This window comes from Salinisphaera sp. S4-8, from assembly GCF_040361235.1.
GTDB lineage: Bacteria > Pseudomonadota > Gammaproteobacteria > Nevskiales > Salinisphaeraceae > Salinisphaera.
In genome coordinates this window covers 86193-105470 of record NZ_APNF01000005.1, presented here as the reverse complement: position 1 = coordinate 105470, position 19278 = coordinate 86193, and the positions used below count along the sequence as shown (strand labels likewise).

At 59.2% G+C, this 19278-nt stretch carries 14 protein-coding genes; 7 read left to right on the top strand and 7 right to left on the bottom strand.

The features are described from left to right. Positions 1–93: 93 nt before the first annotated feature. The 5 genes from nhaA to S4A8_RS09035 form a co-directional block, all read right to left on the bottom strand. A complete protein-coding gene (gene nhaA, locus S4A8_RS09055) occupies positions 94–1446 on the bottom strand; it encodes a Na+/H+ antiporter NhaA (protein WP_353219888.1) in 1353 nt (450 codons plus the stop codon). A gap of 21 nt (positions 1447–1467) precedes the next feature. Beyond that, positions 1468–3132 carry a phosphoethanolamine transferase gene (locus tag S4A8_RS09050; RefSeq protein WP_353178364.1) on the bottom strand — a complete coding sequence of 555 codons (1665 nt, stop codon included), beginning with the start codon at positions 3130–3132 and terminating at the stop codon, positions 1468–1470. A gap of 321 nt (positions 3133–3453) precedes the next feature. After that, a complete protein-coding gene (locus S4A8_RS09045) occupies positions 3454–6558 on the bottom strand; it encodes an efflux RND transporter permease subunit (RefSeq protein ID WP_353178362.1) in 3105 nt (1034 codons plus the stop codon). Between the two features lie 9 nt (positions 6559–6567). Then, positions 6568–7920, bottom strand: coding sequence for an efflux RND transporter periplasmic adaptor subunit (locus tag S4A8_RS09040; RefSeq protein WP_353219887.1), 1353 nt, complete (start codon positions 7918–7920; stop codon positions 6568–6570). Next, the gene (locus tag S4A8_RS09035; RefSeq protein WP_353163095.1) at positions 7917–9215 is read right to left on the bottom strand and encodes a TolC family protein; all 1299 of its coding nucleotides are present in this window, start codon (positions 9213–9215) and stop codon (positions 7917–7919) included. The genes S4A8_RS09040 and S4A8_RS09035 overlap by 4 nt, the downstream gene beginning before the upstream one ends. 583 nt (positions 9216–9798) lie before the next feature. Here S4A8_RS09035 and S4A8_RS09030 point away from each other — a divergent pair. Continuing rightward, the gene (locus tag S4A8_RS09030) at positions 9799–10470 is read left to right on the top strand and encodes a class I SAM-dependent methyltransferase (protein ID WP_006914630.1); all 672 of its coding nucleotides are present in this window, start codon (positions 9799–9801) and stop codon (positions 10468–10470) included. A gap of 105 nt (positions 10471–10575) precedes the next feature. On the opposite strand, the gene S4A8_RS09025 is transcribed toward S4A8_RS09030, so the two are convergent. Next, complete coding sequence (locus tag S4A8_RS09025; protein WP_006914631.1) at positions 10576–10902, bottom strand: hypothetical protein; 327 nt, start codon at positions 10900–10902, stop codon at positions 10576–10578. Between the two features lie 149 nt (positions 10903–11051). Here S4A8_RS09025 and tkt point away from each other — a divergent pair, with 149 nt between their 5' ends. The 3 genes from tkt to S4A8_RS09010 all read left to right on the top strand — a co-directional run bounded on the left by tkt (position 11052) and on the right by S4A8_RS09010 (position 15127). Then, positions 11052–13121, top strand: a complete 2070-nt coding sequence (tkt, locus tag S4A8_RS09020) for a transketolase (protein ID WP_006914632.1) — start codon at positions 11052–11054, stop codon at positions 13119–13121. A gap of 30 nt (positions 13122–13151) precedes the next feature. Further along, complete coding sequence (locus S4A8_RS09015) at positions 13152–14180, top strand: class I fructose-bisphosphate aldolase (protein ID WP_006914633.1); 1029 nt, start codon at positions 13152–13154, stop codon at positions 14178–14180. A gap of 65 nt (positions 14181–14245) precedes the next feature. Then, positions 14246–15127 carry a phosphoribulokinase gene (locus S4A8_RS09010; RefSeq protein ID WP_006914634.1) on the top strand — a complete coding sequence of 294 codons (882 nt, stop codon included), beginning with the start codon at positions 14246–14248 and terminating at the stop codon, positions 15125–15127. A 3-nt stretch (positions 15128–15130) separates the two neighbouring features. On the opposite strand, the gene S4A8_RS09005 is transcribed toward S4A8_RS09010, so the two are convergent. Further along, positions 15131–16072: a LysR family transcriptional regulator gene (locus tag S4A8_RS09005; RefSeq protein ID WP_040608095.1), complete on the bottom strand. Its 942-nt coding sequence runs from the start codon at positions 16070–16072 to the stop codon at positions 15131–15133. Positions 16073–16238: 166 nt separating this feature from the next. On the opposite strand from S4A8_RS09005, the gene S4A8_RS09000 reads away from it, so the two are divergent. The 3 genes from S4A8_RS09000 to cbbX all read left to right on the top strand — a co-directional run bounded on the left by S4A8_RS09000 (position 16239) and on the right by cbbX (position 19198). Further along, a complete protein-coding gene (locus S4A8_RS09000; RefSeq protein WP_502950722.1) occupies positions 16239–17690 on the top strand; it encodes a ribulose-bisphosphate carboxylase large subunit in 1452 nt (483 codons plus the stop codon). A gap of 63 nt (positions 17691–17753) precedes the next feature. Beyond that, positions 17754–18176: a ribulose bisphosphate carboxylase small subunit gene (locus S4A8_RS08995; protein WP_006914637.1), complete on the top strand. Its 423-nt coding sequence runs from the start codon at positions 17754–17756 to the stop codon at positions 18174–18176. Positions 18177–18256: 80 nt separating this feature from the next. Further along, on the top strand, positions 18257–19198 hold the full coding sequence (cbbX, locus tag S4A8_RS08990) for a CbbX protein (RefSeq protein ID WP_006914638.1): 942 nt from the start codon (positions 18257–18259) through the stop codon (positions 19196–19198). Positions 19199–19278: the final 80 nt, after the last annotated feature.

Below are 19278 nucleotides of genomic sequence, written 5' to 3'. Positions count from 1 at the left end.
CTGTCTCCTTTTGGTAACTTTAGTTCACAGAGGTCAGCCGTCGTCGCGAATAGTGACCGTAATTGCTCTGTCATTCGGTCATCACGTTCCAGCTCACGCGACGTCTTCGCTCTGCGCTACCCAATTTTCATCATTCTTGTGTAAAACCAACCAAAGTAATCCCAGCCCCGCCAATGCGGCGATTAAGGAGCCAGCCAAAATGCCAACGCGTGCGGCCGATACGATCGCCGGATCTGTAAACGCAAGGCTGGTCAAGAATAAAGCGATAGTGAAACCAACGCCGGCGAGAAGCCCCAGACCGGTCAGAGCTGACCAAGAGAGACCATCCGGAAGTTTTGTTCGGCACAAGAGGGTGGCCAGACGTACGGCCGTTACAATGCCAAGAGGCTTGCCAACCACCAGACCGACACCGCTCCCGACTAGAACCCAAAGGCTGGCATTATCAGCGAGACTAATTTCGCTCAGATCAACCCCTGCATTGGCGAGCGCGAACGCCGGCATGATCAGGAATAACACCCACGGCTCTAGGCGATGTTGCAGGATATTCAGCGGCGATAATGCGCCTCGCCTAACGCGTTCCAGTTCTTCTAGGAGCCGACGTTTTGAGGACGAGGCTTCGCGCAATAGGTGTGGAATGCGTTCAGCGGCCTGTTCATTGTATGAATGCGTATGGCGTGGCGCGGAAAGCGGCGTCAAGAACCCGAGTAAGACGCCCGCAACGGTCGGATGAACGCCGGATTTCTCCATCGCCAGCCAGATGGCAGCGCCAACCAACCAATAAACTAAAAATGCGTGGACCCCGGCACGGCGCATCGCGTAAACGAGAGCTAGCCCGAAAGCTACCACGAGCAATGGAATAATGGTGATCTTCGCCGAATAGAACAGGGCTATCACGGCAACCGTGCCGACGTCATCGATAACCGCAAGTGCCAGTAGGAATGCCCGCCAGCTCGGGGGCACCCGTTTGCCTAGTAGGGTGAGAAGCGCAATAGCAAAGGCGACATCTGTCGCCATTGGTACGGCCCATCCCCCGGGATCCCCCGCCGGTAGGTTAAGAATCAGAAAAACTGCGACTGGCGCTAGCATGCCGCCTAGCGCTGCTACCACTGGCAGGACCGCTTTGTCTCGGGTGGACAGCGCACCGCGAAGAAATTCGTACTTTACCTCGAGACTGACGTGAAAGAAGAACAGCGCCATCAATGCCTCATCAATCCATTCGTGGAGCGAAAGTGACAGCTCTACATCGCCCAGACGAAGAGAAAGCTCGGTGTTCCAAAAGTCTGCGTAGCCTGGTAATAACGATCCCGCAGAGTTGGCCCATAGCAGCGCGAGCGCAGTAGCAATAACCAAAACAATGCCGCTGGATGGCCCATACGCCGCGAAGCGGCGTATGGGCCGTAACAGCCGCTCGGCCAAGGGATGCTGATCTGAAGTTACATCAGACATGGGTGGCCTCTCCTAACAAACCTACCGACCTGTCAAGGCGATGGCGCGACATGCAGCAAAAATGTCCTGCCCGGGCCGGTAGACCTGTGTCTGTACCGCGAACAGACCTAGAACCGTGTCGAACAAATTATCCTGGCTATACTCGTCGTCACTCATCTGCCTCATGCACTTGCGCTCGAGTCCCCGCCCCTTCCTAAAATCAGACGAGGTCCAAACCATCAGCGGCACATGGGTTTGTTCATGCGGCGCTATTAAGTACGGTAGGCCGTGAAGGTAAATGCCGCTCTCGCCAAGCGACTCGCCATGGTCGGACATATAAATCATCGCGCTCGCATAGCGATCGGAGTTCCTTTTTAGAAACTTCACAACCCTAGAGAGCACGAAGTCGGTATATAAAATGGCGTTGTCGTAGGCGTTTATCAGCTCTTGGCGGCTACAATCCTGCGGGCGATTGCTACGGCATTCAGGCTGGAATTTGCGAAACTCAGGCGGGTACCGTTTGTAGTATTCAGGCCCGTGGTTGCCCTGTTGATGAAGCACAATGAAAGTGTCTCTCGAGGGCTCGTTTAGCGATTCATCCAGCCGATACAATAAAATTTCGTCAAAACAGCCATCTTCATTGCAATAATTAGGCACGTCCATCTGAGCTGTGTTTTGTGTTTTTACCCTGGCGCAAACGCCCTTGCAGCCGGAGTTGTTTTCACGCCATAGCACACGTACCCCGGCGTGTTTCAGGACATCTAATAAATTCTCGCTGTTATCCGACACGAACTCGTCATAACTGCTGCGGTTTTGGCGCGAGAACATACAGGGCAGAGACACTGCAGTAGCAGTGCCGCAGGAATATACGCTGTCAAACTTGACAATCTCTTCTTGGGCCATGAGCGGCATGGTCCTCCGCTCATAACCTTCCAAGGTAGCGTTATGAGCACGCACCGTTTCCCCTAGAACGAAAACCACTAGCCTTGGCTTGCCGCCGGGTGAGCTATGCTGTCGTTGGTAGGCGTCGCGGCCCAATGGCCGAAGTGCCGCCTCACCGGCACTTAACTCGGCAGCCAGCAACTTTCCAGCCGAGTAAATGGAATAACTCGGATTAATCAAATAACGTAAATTTCGATTTTCGCGCCCTACTAGTGAAAATTCTTTGTAATGGCTATAAAGTGCCGCCCCGGCTACTGCTAAAGCTAGCGCCATCGTCAATATTTGCCGACCCAATTGTCTAGGAAAAGTCGCATAGCGCACGGGAACCCACCACACAACCAACGCCGGCAAAACTCCGGCCCATAACACATGCCAAAACAAAACCGGGCTCAATAAACCGTCAACCTCCCTAGGGTCGGTTTGTATGGTGTTGCGCAGCATTCCGTCATCAATCACAACACCGTAGGTATCCATGAAATAGCTATTAACAGATGCCAGGACGAGTAACACGGAAATAAACGGCTTAAAAAGAAAACGTAAGCCAAATGGTGCGATAGCCAACGTGAAAGCGGCGACAAGAAATACGAAGATTGCGGCGAAAAACCCAAAGTTCCCCCGCCAGGAAATATCTGCCGCACTTGCCGCCGCACTCCAAAATGAGTTATTGGCAGTAGTCACTAGAAACAGCGCCACGGCCAATGCGAGCACGGAGGTCGTCACACGCAGGCGCGAAACCCGATGGTCGAAGGATTTGGCCGCTACCATCGCGACCACCTCCAAACGTTTGCGACTTCGTTTTGTGGCTCACCCGCAAACTCTGGGTGCCTGCAGCGTGGAACACCCTGACTAACAAGTGACCTATACCCAATGGCCCCTATGATATTGGGCTTATATTTAGTTAGCGCATAGATCGCTAAACTATGCCTGTAGCTCCAAACGAGACCACCATTCACTCGGCCGATGTATTCGTGAGAATTCTTCGCAGTACTCCGCTGCGAATCAATCGAGGGCGCTTGCCCTGAAATCACCTGGTCGAGCGGGACTTGCGCCATATGGGTGGGTGTTACCTCCATGATCAGCCCCTCCTCACAGCTCGACTTCGCGCCGTGGTTCGGCGAACCAGTGGTACACGGCAGGCAATACCAATAACGTCAGGAGCGTTGAAGTCACGAGGCCGCCGATTACGACTGCGGCCAACGGCCGTTGCACGTTCGATCCGATACCGTTAGCCATGAGCAGCGGGATTAGTCCCAGGATCGCTGTCAGCGCGGTCATGAGTACGGGGCGCAGCCGATGTTCTGCGCCGGTGCTTACCGCCTCATCGAGCTCCATACCGTGATCACGCAACTGATTGATGTAGGAAACCAGCACGACCCCGTTTTGAACGGCTACGCCGAACACCGCGATAAAGCCAACAGCAGCGGGCACGGATAGATACAGTCCCGACAACCAGAGCGTGAAGATACCGCCGATGATTGCGAACGGAACGTTCAAAAAGATCAGCGCCGCATAGCGCAGACTCGAGAATGCGCTGTAGAGCAACAAAAAGATCAGCGCCATCGTGACGGGTACGACGAGATAAAGGCGCTTCATGGCCCTTTGTTGGTTCTCGAACTGGCCGCCGAAGTCAACGAAATAACCGGGCGGCATATCGATGTCGCGATCGATACCGGCACGCAGATCGTTTACGACGCCGCCCATGTCCCGCCCGCGAACGTTCATCTGCACATACAGACGTCGACTGGCGTTCGATCGTGATATCTGCTTGGGACCGGTATAGACGTCCACGTTCGCCACTCGTGACAGCGGAATCAACGCGCCGCCAGGTGTCCGAAGATTCAGGTCTCGAATCGCATCGATCCGCTCACGTTGGTTCGCCTGCAGCCGCAGGAAAATATCGAACCGCCGCACGCCGTCGAAGACCTGGCCGACGGAAGCTCCCCCGACCCCTACGGACACGGTGTTCAAAACGTCGTCCACGCTAATTCCATAACGCGACAAGGCTTCGCGGTCTGGCTTTATGACGATCTGCTGTTTGCCGCCCTGCTGCTGGACACGCACATCCACAGCACCGGTGGTATTACGCGCGAGTTCGGCGACCTGCTGGCCGACCTCAGCTAACTTGTCGAGGTCGTCTCCGAAGATACTTACGACGAGCTGTGCTTGAACGCCTGAGAGCAGCTCGTCGGTTCTAAGCTGGATCGGCTGGGAAAAGTTGTTCGCCAACCCGGGAACACGCGCTGCGAGCCGCTCGGACATCGCGTTCTGAAGACCCTCGTACGAGCGTCCGCTTTGCCAGGCATCGAGCGGTTTCAAGTTGATGGTGGTTGCGACCACGTTGACCGATTCGGGATCACCGCCGACTTCGGCACGACCGACGCGTGAATAGGCGCCGGTGACTTCGTCGAATTCGCCGACGGTATCCTGTATGCGCTTGCCGTATGCAATCGCGGAATCCAGGCTCGCCCCGGGCGGCAGCGTGGAGCGAACCATGAATGTGCCTTCCCGTAGGGTCGGAATGAACTCAGTACCCAATTGCGGAAAAACAGCGAGACTCGCAATGAATAAGATTAGCGCTGTCCCTACTACAACGATCGGTGCTTTTAGCGCGGCGTCGCGCATCGGGCGGTAACCGGCCTTCATCCACGACACAAACCGCGGCTCCCGCATCGTGGTAACACGTCGGAATGCCAGTATTGCCAGCACGGGTACGAGTGTGAGGGATAGCAACAGAGCTGCGGCCAACGCGAAGCTAATCGTGTAAGCCATGGGCGAGAAGAGTTTTCCCTCGACGCCCTGCAGGGTGAACAACGGAAGGAAGACAATGATCACGATGGCGACCGCGAAAACGATCGGTCGCCCAACTTCTCGAGCCGCGGCACCAATCAAATCCGCCATGCTCGCGGTCTTGAGGTCCTGTTCCTCAAAATGCCGGAAGATGTTTTCGATCATGACGACCGAGCCGTCGACCATCATCCCAATGCCGATTGCCAACCCGCCGAGGCTCATCAAGTTCGCCGACAAGCCGGACACGCGCATAGCAATGAATGCTACAAGTAGCGACAGCGGTACGCTCGACACGACAATGAGTGTCGATCTCAAGTTGCCCAGGAACAAGTACAGCAATATCAGGACTAGTACGGCGCCAATTAAAAGCGCTTCGACGACCGTATTGATCGCCTTGTCTACTAGCTCGGCCTGAGAGTAGTAGACTTTGGCGACCATACCGTTAGGCAACGACTTATTGATTTCCTCGAGCTTTGCATTCGTATCCTCGAGGACGCGCTGGGTATCCGTTCCGATCAGCTTGAGAACGTAACCGCCAACAGATTCTTCGCCGTTGGCGAGTTCTGCACCACGTCGAATCGCTCGCCCGTAGCTGACTTCGGCGATATCTCGGATATAAACCGGCTGATCATTGCGCGTGTCTACTCGGGTGTTGCGCAGATCAGACAAACCCTGCTCGCCCGAAGAGACCCAACCATACCCGCGGATAATGTATTCCTCGCCGCCGCGCTCGATGAATGAAGCGCCGACGTTTCGGTTGTTGCGCTGTAGCGCTTCGCGAACGTCGGCCGGCGTCAAGCCGCGGGCCGTCATCGCACTCATGTCCAGGCGGACTTGATACTGCTTTTCGTAACCACCGATCGAGAGCACGCCAGTCACACCATCGACCGTACGCAGCTGTGGTTTGATCAGCCAGTCTTGGGCTGTACGTCTTTCTGTAAGCGAATAGTCCGCGCCTCCCTCATTCTCGACTGTATACATGAGAATCCGACCAAGTCCTGTCGTGATAGGACCGAGTTGTGGCTCACCTAGGCCACTTGGGATGTTGCGACGGGCTTCCGAAAGCCGCTCGTTCACGAGCCGTCGGGCAAAGTAGATATCCGTGCCGTCCTCGAAATAGACATCGACACGCGACAGTCCGAAAATCGAGGTGGACTGTACTTTTTCGAGGCCCGGCAGCCCGTACATGCTGATCTCGATCGGATAGGAGACCAGCGTTTCAATGTCCACCGGCGACAGGCCCTCGCTCGCGGTATATACCTGTACGAGGGCCGGCGTCGCGTCCGGAAATGCATCAACGGGTAGTGCACGCAGCGAAAAATAGCCGCCGATAGCTAGCGCGAAGACTGCGACGAGCACCATGAGCCGGTTCGCCATCGCCAGGCGAATAATTGCGTTAATCATAGCGCCCTCCTAGTGGCCGTGTGCGGCGCTACGGCCACCGGCGGTGAGTGCAGCTTTAAGATCGAATGCGCCCCGCACGACCAGGGTGTCACCAGCTCGAATCCCTTCCCGGATTTCTACCTGGCCTTGGTTTTCTGCGCCGGTACTTACCGGTTGAAACGTGTAAGCACCCTCGGGTCCAGCTGGCAGAAACACCCCTTCACGCTCACCGATTTGTTGCACTGCATCCACGGGAACAAGCGCTATACGTGAGCGCTTACCGCTAGACGCCCCGGCGTCGATGTCGGCATCGGCAAACATGCCGGCTCTAAGCAAACCATCAGGGTTTTCGACGACGGCACGCACACGCACCGTTCTGGCCTGTTCGTCGAGCTGGGGCGAGATCCAGTCGATCACCCCTATAAAGCTTTCATCCGGCAATGGTCGTACCGTGAAACTCACTTTCTGACCTTTTTTTAAGTACGGCAGCGCTTGCTCCGCAGCATCGATCATCAACCACATCCGTGTGTTATCGACGACATGGATCGGTGTTTCGTTAGCACCAAGTGTTTGGCCAGCAACCAGATCGCGTTTCGCGATAACGCCGTCGCGGGGCGCAACCAACTCAAGTCGCGACAAAGGCTCGTCCCCACCACTGCGAATTGCATCGACCGCCGCATTGTCGAGGCCGTAAAGCTTGAGTTCGGCACGCTTCGCACGTCGCTCCGCCTTTGCTTGTTCGTATGCGGCACGAGACTCAGCGAGATCCGAATCGCTCACGATCTGATCCGCAGCCAATTTGCGGTCTCTCGCGTAGGCGGCCTGGCGCGTGTTAAAGCGCGCGGCCGCTGTTAGATATGCCGCCTTTTCCTTGCCTAAGGCGACACTATCGAGTACTGCAAGTGTTTCACCACGCGATACTGCTTCACCAAGGTCCGCCGTTACTTTGACTACCTTGGCTTGCAGTCGCGGCCCCACACGAGCGACGCGGTCGGCGTCGAAATGTAGCGTCGCTGGCGCTTGGATCGACGCACTCGCTGTACCGCTTTCGGCCTGGCCAATTGCGATGTCGAGTTGCTGAAACTGCTCCGCGCTGAGCTTAACGCTGTCCGGATTTTCTTCCCCGTGCCCGTCATGGCCACTTTCGCCTTCAGCGTGGTCAGACCCAAGTTCGCCTTTTTCGACGCCATCGTGTTCATCACTGGCATGCCCGGCTTCGTCATGGCCGTTATGTTCGCCGCGTTCTGCTGGCTGTCTGGACGTTTCGCTGGTTCGTGAATTGTCGGCTCCGGCACTGAAGGAATCACAGCCCGTCAGCAAGAGCGCGGCAAAGAGCAGTAGTGTGGGAATCCGGAAATAACTCATGAGTTCATGTCTGTTCATTGCGATGCTCCGCGGCTGTCCATCACGAGCAAACCACCCGTTGCGCGCTCGAGATCGGTACCGGCCGTAACCAGCGCTCCAAGCGCGTCGAGATAATCGCGACGCACGTCAAATAGGTTGTTCTGGGCAGACGTGATCGCGGTTGCCCCGACCTTGCCGGCTGCGAATGAGCGCCGGGTAAGTTCGAGAGAACTCTCCGCGGCCTCCAAAACCGCATCACTCAACGCATCTGCTCGTTCTCGTCCGGCGTCATATGCGCTGATGGCCGAAAGCACTTGAAGTCGAACCTCGCGCTGAAGGTTGTCCTGATCGAGCTGGGCCTGCGCTAGCTCCGCAGTCGCAATCTGGCGCTCGCCTTCATAGCGATCCAGCAGCGGCAGCTCGAAACCGATACCGCCGCCAGTAATATCCGAGCCGCCTTTGTCACGACCACCCGCTTCTTCGCGGTAAAAACCGAACACGGTGAGGTTCGGTATGATTTCGCGATTGGCTAGTGACAATTCTTTCCGTGCGGCAATCACGCGCGACGCAGCGGCCTGCAAGTCCGTGCGCCGCTCGACGGCGCGCACCAACAAGCGATCACGATTTGGCATATCGAGCAGCGCAAAACTTAGATCTCCCTTAATGGCGAGCCGGCGCGTGGGATCGATCGCAAGCAGGTCCTTGAGTTCAAGTCGAGTTTGGTTCGCCGCATCCCGGGCCTCTGCGGCGAACGCACGTGCTCGCTGCAACCCAAGACGTGCCGCATTGGATTCGATTCGGGTACCCGCGCCTGCGTTAAGACGCTTCTTGGCATAAGTCTCGAGCTGCTCGTTGGTATCAACGACGCGCTCGGCGGTGTTTACTGCCTGCTCCGCGACCAAGACAGAAAGGAAGGCGGCACGCACGCGTGCCGTCGTCGTGGCTGCCAGGAAATCGTAATCAGCTCGAGCGGCGCCCAACCTACTTGTCGCAGCGTCTGCGCGTAGACCGCCTTGGCCGGCTATCCAGAATTCTTGGCTGAGTTGGATACCGATGTCGGTGCTTGAGCCGTTCGGCTGATCGCGCTGGCCTGCTTCCAGTTCCAAGCGCGGATTAGATGGCACAGGGACATCCGCGTGAATAGCCTCGCCACCGAGGCGTTGAATACGCAGACGAGCCGAACGCAGCGTCGGATTATATTCGCTCGCCCAATTCAGGGCCGCGTTGAGTGTCAGAGGTTGAGGTATCTGCGTGACCGCGGAGGCGGACAGCGAAACCCATAGCATGCAAAGTCCACAGGCAGCTTTGCCCGGGAGAAAACGGGGGAAATACATTGTGAATCCTCATCGCAATAGAAGAGGCGCCTGCAATGAAGCAGCGCCCGGCGAAGAAGATTCAGGCTATGGGTGGATCGATTAAGGGGGTGTGGGCCAAGCTGCGATAGAGATCGCGATGACGCCCGTTACGCGACGACATTCCACGAAGCCCCATGTCCGGCGCGTCACTTTGTATCCCAACTAAATGAGCGGACGCATGGCTACAGTGGTCATTATGGTCCGCGCTAACGCCAGTATCGGCATTATCTACGGCGGTTGATTCTACGTGCGAGTACGTCTCACCGTCGAACGCCGGCCAATCTACATGGCTCGCCCACGCTTGGGCGCTTAAAGCCACAATGACTGTGAGCACTATCGCCACAAGTCGCTGTAGATTGGCATAGGATAACGGCATAAGTTTTTATCGTACCACAGAACTGATAATGCGAGCAAACATCTACCGTTGTAATACGCCCTTCGACACGTGTGCTGCGTTCCGCGGGCCGTTTAGCTGGATTGCTAGCTGCGACGAATACCCTAGGCGGACTAAGTTACTGCGGCTTTATGAACCACACTACGTATCAGAAGGAGGCGCATTACAATGGCTCTTAATAAAGAAGAATTTCGACAACGCTATGCTCGCTTGGCACCTTTCTATGACGGTGGACTGTGGTTCTATCGCGCGTTCGGTCTTCGAATCGACCATTACCGTAGACAGGCTGTATCCCGCCTCCACTTACTAGCCGGCGAGACAGTGGTGGATCTAGGGTGTGGTACGGGTCTAAATTTCAAGCACCTTCAGGAAAAGGTGGGTCCCCGCGGGCGTATCATTGGCGTAGACCTGACGCCTGAAATGCTAAGCGTCGCCAGACGGCGAGTCGAACGAGCGGGCTGGCTAAATGTTGAGCTTGTCGCGGCCGACATGACGACCTACCGGATCCATGACGCAGACGCGGTATTGGCTACGCTCGCGCTCTCAACGGTCGCCAGCTACGAAACCCTGATCGAGTGTATAGCTACCGGGCTCCCGGCGCATGGACGTATTGCTAACTTCGAACTGCAATGGCCCGATCGGTGGCCGAAATGGCTCGGGCAACTGGGTGTTTTCTTCAATCGTCCGGCGGGCGTAACCTCCGATATTGTTCACCGGCGACCCGCTGAGGCGATCAAGCGACACTTTACGCAATTCGAATGCGAAAGCCTCTACTGGGGGGCGGCCTATGTCTGTTCCGGCTGGCAACCGAAGCCTAGGCACATATCTAGCGCCAGCTAGGCAGGGTTGGTGCGCGCGTTGGCACACGATCATCTGCGCACCTAAATATTCGTAGCGAGTAACGGCAGCCCCGTTAAACGATTGCTGATGCCAGCATTACAAAATTTACCCCAACCCACGATCCAACGTTCCCGACTGAGATGCGTACCTTAGAGGGTCATTTAGAGCAACCGGCATCACCATTGGCGAGGCGTCGTCGTCGAAGGCCGAGAACTCGACATGGGCATGATCGCCCTCACCCGGCACCGGCCAGTCGACATGGCTCGCCCACGCCTGGGCACTCACGGCCACGAGCGTTACGAGCAGCACGGCAATCAGCCGCTGCAATCGGCGGTTTCGAACGATCATGGCGCAAAGCCTAGCACAGGCCGGATCGAACCTAGCAGACACGCGGACCTGTACGTCTTTGCTGGCGCTGCCGGCCGCGGCCATTAGATTGGCTTATTCGAAAGCCAATAAAGATTTATTTTTACTTATTTCGGGCCTGTCTCATATTGGCGCTGAAAAAGAGCGCCCGAAGAAGACGCTCGTGTTTGCGATGCGCGCCGTGCCTGCCGCCGGCCCAGCAGGAGGGTTAATCCATGGACTCAAGCGATCCGCTTGCCAACGCCGTGCCCGCCGCGACCGATCGCGATCGGCCCGACCGGCGCACGCTCGCCAACGCGATTCGTATTCTCGCCATGGACGCGGTGCAACAGGCTAATTCCGGCCACCCCGGCATGCCGATGGGCATGGCCGACATCGCCGAGGTGCTGGCCAACGATTTCATGCGGTGCAACCCGTCCAATCCCGGCTGGCCGGATCGTGACCGGCTGGTCGTTTCCAACGGTCATGGCTGTATGCTGCAATATGCCCTGCTCCATCTGACCGGCTACGACCTGCCGCTCGAACAGCTGCGCCAGTTCCGTCAGCTGCATTCCCGGACGCCGGGACACCCGGAATACAGGCTCACGCCGGGTGTCGAAACCACTACCGGGCCGCTCGGCCAGGGGCTTGCGAATGCGGTGGGCATGGCGCTGGCCGAAGCGACGCTCGCCGCCGAGTTCAATCGCGACGGCGAGAACATCGTCGACCACTGGACCTGGTGTCTGGCCGGCGATGGCTGCCTGATGGAAGGCATCTCCCACGAGGCCTGTTCGCTGGCCGGTCATCTGGGCCTGGGCAAGCTCGTGGTCTTCTACGACGACAACGGTATCTCGATCGACGGCGAAGTCGCCGGCTGGTTCAGCGACGACACCGCCCAGCGCTTCGAAGCCTACGGCTGGCAGGTCGTGCCCGACATCGACGGCCACAACGCCGAGGCCATTGCGCAGGCAATAGCCACCGCCCGCGAAGACCGCCAGCGCCCCACCCTGATCTGCTGCAAGACGATCATCGGTTGGGGCGCGCCGAACAAACAAGGCACCGAGGGCGTACACGGCGCGGCCCTGGGTGACGAGGAAATCGCGGCCACGCGCGCCCAGATCGGCTGGGCCGATACCACGCCATTCGCGATTCCCGATAATGTCTATGCGGCCTGGGATAAACGCGCCGCGGGTGCTGCGTTGGAGGGCGAATGGCAGCAGCGCTACGAGCGTTATGCCGCCGCTCATCCCGAACTGGCCGCGGAGTTCATGCGCCGCCAGGCCGGCGACCTGCCCGCCGACTGGTCCAAGCACATGATGCGGCATCTGCACCACGTGCAGACCGAAGGCAGCGATACCGCGACGCGCAAATCGTCGAAGGCGATGATCGAATTCTTCGCGCCGCGCCTGCCGGAACTGTTCGGCGGCTCGGCCGATCTGTCCGGCTCGAACGGTACCGACTGGAACGGCCATACGGCCGTCGGCAAGCCCGCCTATCGCGGCAACTATCTGCATTACGGCGTGCGCGAGTTCGGCATGACCGCAATCGCCAACGGTCTGGCTCTGCACGGCGGCTATATCCCGTTCACCGCGACGTTTCTGACGTTTTCGGACTATGCCCGCAACGCGGTACGCATGGCTGCACTCATGGGCACGCGCCAGATACTGGTCTATACCCACGACTCGATCGGGCTGGGCGAAGACGGCCCGACCCATCAATCGGTCGAGCATCTATCCAGCCTGCGGCTGATTCCGAACCTGCATGTCTGGCGCCCCGCCGACGATGTGGAAACCGTCGCGGCCTGGATGGCGGCGATCGAGCGCGCCGAGGGGCCGAGCGCATTGGCGCTGTCGCGCCAGGATCTGCCCCATCTGGAGCGCGACGTGCCCGGCGTCGAGAACATACGCCGTGGCGGCTATGTGTTGCACGAACCGCCGCAGACACCGGAGGCGTTGATTATCGCGACCGGCTCGGAAGTGGCGATTGCAGTAGCCACCGCCAAGACGCTGGCGGCCGAAGGCCGGGCGATCCGCGTGGTCTCGATGCCCTGTCTCGATCTGTTCGAAACCCAGGATGCGGCCTATCGCGAATCCGTACTGCCGGCGCATATCGAGGCGCGCGTGGCGATCGAGGCCGGGGTAAGCGCGCTGTGGCGTTATTACGTCGGCCCGCGGGGGCGCGTGCTCGGCGTGGATCGTTTCGGCGAGTCCGCGCCGGCGGCCGATGTCTACCGCCATTTCGGTCTCACCGAAGCGCATCTGGCCAATGCCCTGCTCGAACTCATCGGCGAGCCCGAAACCGCCTGACACGAACACGACGAACGCGAGGACACGATCATGGACACAGCCACACTCGAGGACATCGCCCAGCGCATGCTTGCCAACGGCAAGGGCCTGCTCGCGATCGACGAAAGCACGCCCACCTGCGGCAAGCGATTCGCCGATTACGGCATCGAGAACAGCGAGGACAATCGCCGGGACTACCGGGCCCTGCTGCTCTCGGCCCCGGGCCTGGGCGAGAACATCAGCGGCGCGATTCTCTATGACGAGACGCTGCGTATGAAAATGGCCGACGGCATGCCGTTCCCGCAGATGATGAACGATAACGGCATCCTGCCCGGCATCAAGGTGGATACCGGGGCCAAGGACCTGGCCGGCCATCCCGGCGAGAAAGTCACGGAAGGCCTCGACGGGCTGCGTGAGCGCCTGGCCGAATATCATGCAATGGGTGCGCGCTTTGCCAAGTGGCGGGCCGTGATCACCATCGGCGACGGCATTCCGAGCCGTGCCTGCTATCGCGCCAATGCCCATGCCCTGGCGCGCTATGCCGCGCTTTGCCAGGAAGCCGCAATCGTGCCGGTCGTCGAACCGGAGGTCTTGCTCGACGGCGATCACACGATCGATCGCTGCTACGAAGTCACCGAGGAAACACTCACCCGGCTGTTCGCCGAACTGCGCGACCAGAACGTGCATCTTCCGGGCCTGATCCTGAAATCCAGCATGGTGCTACCGGGCAAGAACGCTGCCCGCCAGGCCGACGTGGGCGAAGTCGCGGCAGCCACCCTGCGCTGTCTGTATGCGAGCGTGCCGGCCGCCGTGCCGGGCATCGCGTTTCTCTCCGGTGGCCAGAGCAACGAAGACGCGACTGCGCATCTAGACGCGATGAACAAACAGGATGCCGGCGCCGCCCCTTGGCGGCTGACCTTTTCCTATGCCCGGGCATTGCAGCAGCCCGCGCTGGATACCTGGCGTGGCGATAACGCCAATACCGGCCCAGCCCAGCAGGCGCTGCTGCACCGGGCCCGCTGCAATCGCGCCGCGGCACAGGGGGAGTACGATCCGTCTCAGGAACGACAGGTCGCCTGAACCGCCCCGCCGCCACAAAAAGCAACAACAAGCGATAGTGCGATTGCCCCAACGGGAGGAGCCCCATGTCGATCAAGCATCCCGTATTCGCCGTCACCGGATCGTCGGGTGCCGGCACCTCGACCGTGCGCGAAGCCATGGAACATATTTTTCGGCGCGACGGCTTTCGGGCCGCGACTGTGGAAGGCGACTGCTTTCACAAATTCGAACGCACCGAGATGAAGCGCCAGGTGCAGCTCGCCGAGGAGGCGCGTCGCCCGTTCAGCCATTTCGGGCCGGAGGCGAACCATTTCGACAAGCTCGAGGAGCTGTTTCGGGTACATGGTGAAACCGGCGGCGGCCAGCGGCGTCATTATCTGCACAACGAAGAGGAAGCCGAGCCCTGGGGCCAGGAACCCGGCACCTTCACGCCCTGGGAAGAGGTGCCCGAAGGCTGTGACCTGCTCTTCTACGAAGGACTGCACGGCGGTGTGACCACCGAGGAGGTCGACGTGGCGAAGCATGTGGATCTGCTGGTCGGCGTGGTGCCGATCATCAACCTGGAATGGATCCAGAAACTGCACCGCGACAAGCTGGCTCGCGGCTACAGTACCGAAGCAGTAATGGATACCATCCTGCGCCGCATGCACGATTATGTGCACTACATCACGCCGCAGTTCTCGCGCACGCATATCAACTTTCAGCGCGTGCCCACCGTGGACACCTCGAACCCGTTCATCAGCCGCTATATTCCGGCGCTGGATGAAAGCCTGATCGTGATCCGTTTTCGCGATCCGAAGAAGATCAACGTGGATTTCCAGTATCTGCTGTCGATGATCCACGATTCCTTCATGTCCCGGCGCAATACGCTGGTGGTGCCGGGCGGCAAGATGGCGTTCGCCATAGAGATCATCATGCAGCCGCTGATCGAGTCGATGGTCACCACCGGCGTGGTCCGCTACCGCTAGCGTTCAGCCGCTCGCGCCCGTGATCGCGCCTGCGGCCTTGGTAGCCGTCGGCCAGACCGTGTCCGCATTGTCGATCAGGAACTGCTTGAACGCCTGCGCGGCCGGCGACAGCCGCTTGCCTTCACGATTGACGACATACCATTCCCGGGTGATCGGGAAATGCGCGACGTCGAGAATCTGCAGCCGTTCGGCATAGAGATCCAGTTCCAGGGTATGGGCCGACACCAGCCCCAGCCCGAGACCGGCGCTAACCGCCTGCTTGATCGCCTCGTTGCTGGTCATGACCATCGCCGGCGTGATCGCGATCTGGTGCCTGCGCGCGAAACGCGTCATGGCCGCACGCGTGCCGGAGCCCTCCTCGCGCACGACGAACGGTTCCTTGGCGATCGTTTTCAAGGGAATGCGCCGGCGTGACGAGAGCGGATGGCCCGGCGCGGCGATCACCACCAGCGGGTTTTCCATGAACGCCGTGCCGGCCAGCCCCTGCTCGGCCGGCGGTTCGCCCATCACCACCATATCGATACGGTTTTCGGCCAACTGCTTGAGCAGCGCCTGACGGTTGGTGACCGACAGATTGATCGCGACTTCCGGAAACTCGCGATGAAACGCGGCCAGCAGATGGGTGATGAAATAGTTCGCGGTCGTGGCAACGGCCAGATGCAGGCTGCCGCGCGACACGCCTTTCAGGCGCGCGACGACATCGCCGATCTCGTCGATCTGGGCCGCGATCCCGCGGCTGTAGCGCAGGATCTCCTCGCCTGCCGTGGTCAGATAGATCTGCTTGCCGAACTGCTCGAACAGCGCCAGCCCCAGCACCTCTTCGAGGCTTTTCACCTGGATCGAGACTGCCGGCTGGGTGAGGTGTAGTTCCTCTGCCGCCCGGGTATAGCTCGCATGCCGGGCCACGGCCTCGAAAACCTTGAGTTGACGCAGGGTTATGTTCATTCGCCGCACCGTTTTCGCGCCGTCTTCGCGGCCGTTCCAGAGCATCGTCCAGACGCTATATTTTCTTATCCAAACAATAATAACTATTTACTTTTATTTATCAATGCCGAGACCTAGTCTGGCCCTGTCGCGAGAACACCGTCAGATGCCAACGCGGAGAATCGACATGGCAGACACAATCCAGCACAACAAGCGCTACGAAGCCGGCGTGATTCCCTACAAGAAAATGGGTTACTGGGAGCCGGACTATCAGCCCATCGATACCGACATCATCGCCCTGTTCCGGATCACGCCGCAGCCGGGCGTGGACCCGGAAGAAGCCGCGGCCGCAGTGGCCGGCGAGTCTTCGACCGCCACCTGGACCGTGGTCTGGACCGACCGGCTGACCGCCTGCGAGAAATACCGCGCCAAGGCCTACCGGGTGGACCCAGTGCCCGGCAGCGAAGATCAGTATTTCGCCTTCATCGCCTACGATCTGCAGCTGTTCGAGCCGGGCTCGATCGCCAACCTCACGGCCTCGATCATCGGCAACGTGTTCGGCTTCAAGGCGGTCAAGGCGCTACGCCTCGAGGACATGCGCATTCCCACGGCCTATATGACCACCTTCAAGGGCCCGCCGACCGGGATCGTGGTGGAGCGCGAACGCCTGGGCAAGTTCGGGCGCCCCCTGCTCGGCGCCACCACCAAGCCCAAGCTCGGGCTATCCGGGCGCAACTACGGCCGCGTGGTCTATGAAGCGCTCAAGGGCGGGCTGGATTTCGTCAAGGACGACGAGAACATCAACTCCCAGCCGTTCATGCACTGGCGCGATCGTTTTCTCTATGTGATGGAAGCGGTGAACAAGGCCAGCGCGGCTACCGGCGAGGTCAAGGGTCACTACATGAACGTGACCGCCGCGACCATGGAGGATATGTACGAACGCGCCGAGTTCGCCAAGGACCTGGGTTCGTCGATCGTGATGATCGACCTGGTGATCGGCTATACCGCGATCCAATCGATGTCCAACTGGGCGCGCAAGAACGACATGATCCTGCACCTGCATCGCGCCGGGCATTCCACCTACACACGGCAGAAGATGCACGGCGTGTCCTTCCGCGTGATCTCGAAATGGATGCGCATGGCCGGCGTCGACCATATCCATGCCGGCACGGTGGTCGGCAAGCTCGAGGGCGACCCGAACCAGATCGCGGGTTTCTACGACGTGCTGCGCCAGCCCTACAACGAACAGAACCTGGAGCACGGCATCTTCTTCGACCAGGACTGGGCGGGCCTGAACAAGTGCATGCCAGTGGCCTCCGGCGGCATCCATGCCGGCCAGATGCACCAGCTGCTGCACTACCTCGGCGAGGACTGCGTGCTGCAGTTCGGCGGCGGCACCATCGGCCACCCGGACGGCATCCAGGCCGGCGCGACCGCCAATCGCGTGGCGCTGGAGGCAATGATCATGGCCCGCAACGAAGGCCGCGACTATCTCGCCGAAGGGCCGGACATCCTCAACAAGGCGGCGAAGGACTGCAAACCGCTGCAGCACGCCCTGGATACCTGGAAGGACATCACCTTCGACTACACCTCGACCGACACCCCAGACTTCGTGCCAACCGCCACCGCCTCTGCCTGACCGCGCATCGCGCGACAGAACAAGTGCTTTCCGGCAGCCCGACCCGAATCAGGAGATATCGCCATGCGACTCACTCAAGGCACGTTTTCTTTCCTGCCCGATCTCACCGACGAACAGATCAAGAAACAGGTCAAATACTGTCTCGACAACGGCTGGGCGGTGAACCTCGAATACACCGACGATCCGCACCCGCGCAACACCTACTGGGAGATGTACGGCCAGCCCATGTTCGACCTGAAAGACCCGGCCGGGCTGATGATGGACCTGGAAGAAGCCCGCAAGACATTCCCCAACCACTACATCCGGCTCACTGCCTTCGACAGCACCCATCAATGGGAAACGCCGCGGCTGTCGTTCATCGTCAATCGGCCGCCGGAAGAGCCCGGCTTCCAGGTCACGCGCCAGGAATGGGAAGGCCGCAAAGTCCGCTACACCATTCACAGCTACGCCACCGATCGCCCGGCGGGACAGCGATACCAGCGTTAGTCGAACCGGCGCGCGTCCGATCTGCCAGCGCAGGACGGGCGCGCGCCTATCCCGATCGCCAGACGTAGCAGGAGGCGGCCATGAGTAGCGCAGAAGACACCACCGATCGCAACAAGACCGAGCCGCTGGCCGACGACGCGCGCGTGGATCTCGACGCGGTGTTCGAAGAATCCCAGATCCAGGAAGTCTTCGACCAGTTGGATCGCGACCTGGTGGGCCTGACCCCGGTGAAGACGCGGATTCGCGAGATCGCCGCCCTACTGCTGGTCGATCATGTGCGCCGCCAGTTCGATCTCGCCTCGGACACGCCGACCCTGCATATGTGCTTCACCGGCAATCCCGGCACCGGCAAGACCACGGTCGCCGAACGCATGGCCCAGATCCTGCACAAGCTCGAGTATGTGCGCGAAGGCCATCTGGTGTCGGTGACGCGTGACGATCTGGTGGGCCAGTACATCGGCCATACCGCGCCCAAGACCAAGGAAGTCATCAAGCGCGCGATGGGCGGCGTGCTGTTCATCGACGAGGCCTATTATTTGTATCGGCCCGAAAACGAGCGCGACTACGGCCAGGAATCGATCGAAATACTGCTACAAGTCATGGAAAACCAGCGCGATGATCTGGTTGTGATTCTTGCCGGCTACAAGGATCGAATGGACCGGTTCTTTGAATCCAATCCGGGGTTTCGCTCAAGGATCGCCCATCACGTCGACTTTCCGGACTACGACGTGGGTGAGCTCTGCTCAATCAGCGAGCTAATGCTTGCAGAGCAGCATTACGTGTTCAGCGACGATGCACAGATGGCGTTCGAGGACTATATCGATCGGCGCATGCGCCAGCCGTACTTTGCCAATGCCCGGTCGATTCGCAACGCACTCGATCGATTGCGCTTACGCCAGGCAGCGCGGTTGTTCAAAGCCGGCGGCGCGGTCACCAAAAAACAGCTGATGACGATCGAGGCCGAGGATGTCCTTGCCAGCCGGGTATTCGGCCTCCCGGTCGAAAGCCGAAGCAGCGATTAATCGCTACCGTTCTCGTCTTGTATTGTGTTGTGTGCGACCTTATTTCGATAAATATTTCCCGGCTTCGGATCCAGGTCAAA

Excerpts from the sequence above, each read along its gene's own strand:
- S4A8_RS09025 (WP_006914631.1), bottom strand. The coding sequence starts at position 10,902 with ATGGCCGCGGCCGGCAGCGCCAGCAAAGACGTACAGGTCCGCGTGTCT.
- S4A8_RS09010 (WP_006914634.1), top strand. The coding sequence starts at position 14,246 with ATGTCGATCAAGCATCCCGTATTCGCCGTCACCGGATCGTCGGGTGCC.
- S4A8_RS09005 (WP_040608095.1), bottom strand. The coding sequence starts at position 16,072 with ATGAACATAACCCTGCGTCAACTCAAGGTTTTCGAGGCCGTGGCCCGG.
- S4A8_RS09000 (WP_502950722.1), top strand. The coding sequence starts at position 16,239 with ATGGCAGACACAATCCAGCACAACAAGCGCTACGAAGCCGGCGTGATT.
- tkt (WP_006914632.1), top strand. The coding sequence starts at position 11,052 with ATGGACTCAAGCGATCCGCTTGCCAACGCCGTGCCCGCCGCGACCGAT.
- cbbX (WP_006914638.1), top strand. The coding sequence starts at position 18,257 with ATGAGTAGCGCAGAAGACACCACCGATCGCAACAAGACCGAGCCGCTG.
- S4A8_RS09015 (WP_006914633.1), top strand. The coding sequence starts at position 13,152 with ATGGACACAGCCACACTCGAGGACATCGCCCAGCGCATGCTTGCCAAC.
- S4A8_RS08995 (WP_006914637.1), top strand. The coding sequence starts at position 17,754 with ATGCGACTCACTCAAGGCACGTTTTCTTTCCTGCCCGATCTCACCGAC.
- nhaA (WP_353219888.1), bottom strand. The coding sequence starts at position 1,446 with ATGTCTGATGTAACTTCAGATCAGCATCCCTTGGCCGAGCGGCTGTTA.
- S4A8_RS09030 (WP_006914630.1), top strand. The coding sequence starts at position 9,799 with ATGGCTCTTAATAAAGAAGAATTTCGACAACGCTATGCTCGCTTGGCA.
- S4A8_RS09045 (WP_353178362.1), bottom strand. The coding sequence starts at position 6,558 with ATGATTAACGCAATTATTCGCCTGGCGATGGCGAACCGGCTCATGGTG.
- S4A8_RS09035 (WP_353163095.1), bottom strand. The coding sequence starts at position 9,215 with ATGTATTTCCCCCGTTTTCTCCCGGGCAAAGCTGCCTGTGGACTTTGC.
- S4A8_RS09040 (WP_353219887.1), bottom strand. The coding sequence starts at position 7,920 with ATGAACAGACATGAACTCATGAGTTATTTCCGGATTCCCACACTACTG.
- S4A8_RS09050 (WP_353178364.1), bottom strand. The coding sequence starts at position 3,132 with ATGGTAGCGGCCAAATCCTTCGACCATCGGGTTTCGCGCCTGCGTGTG.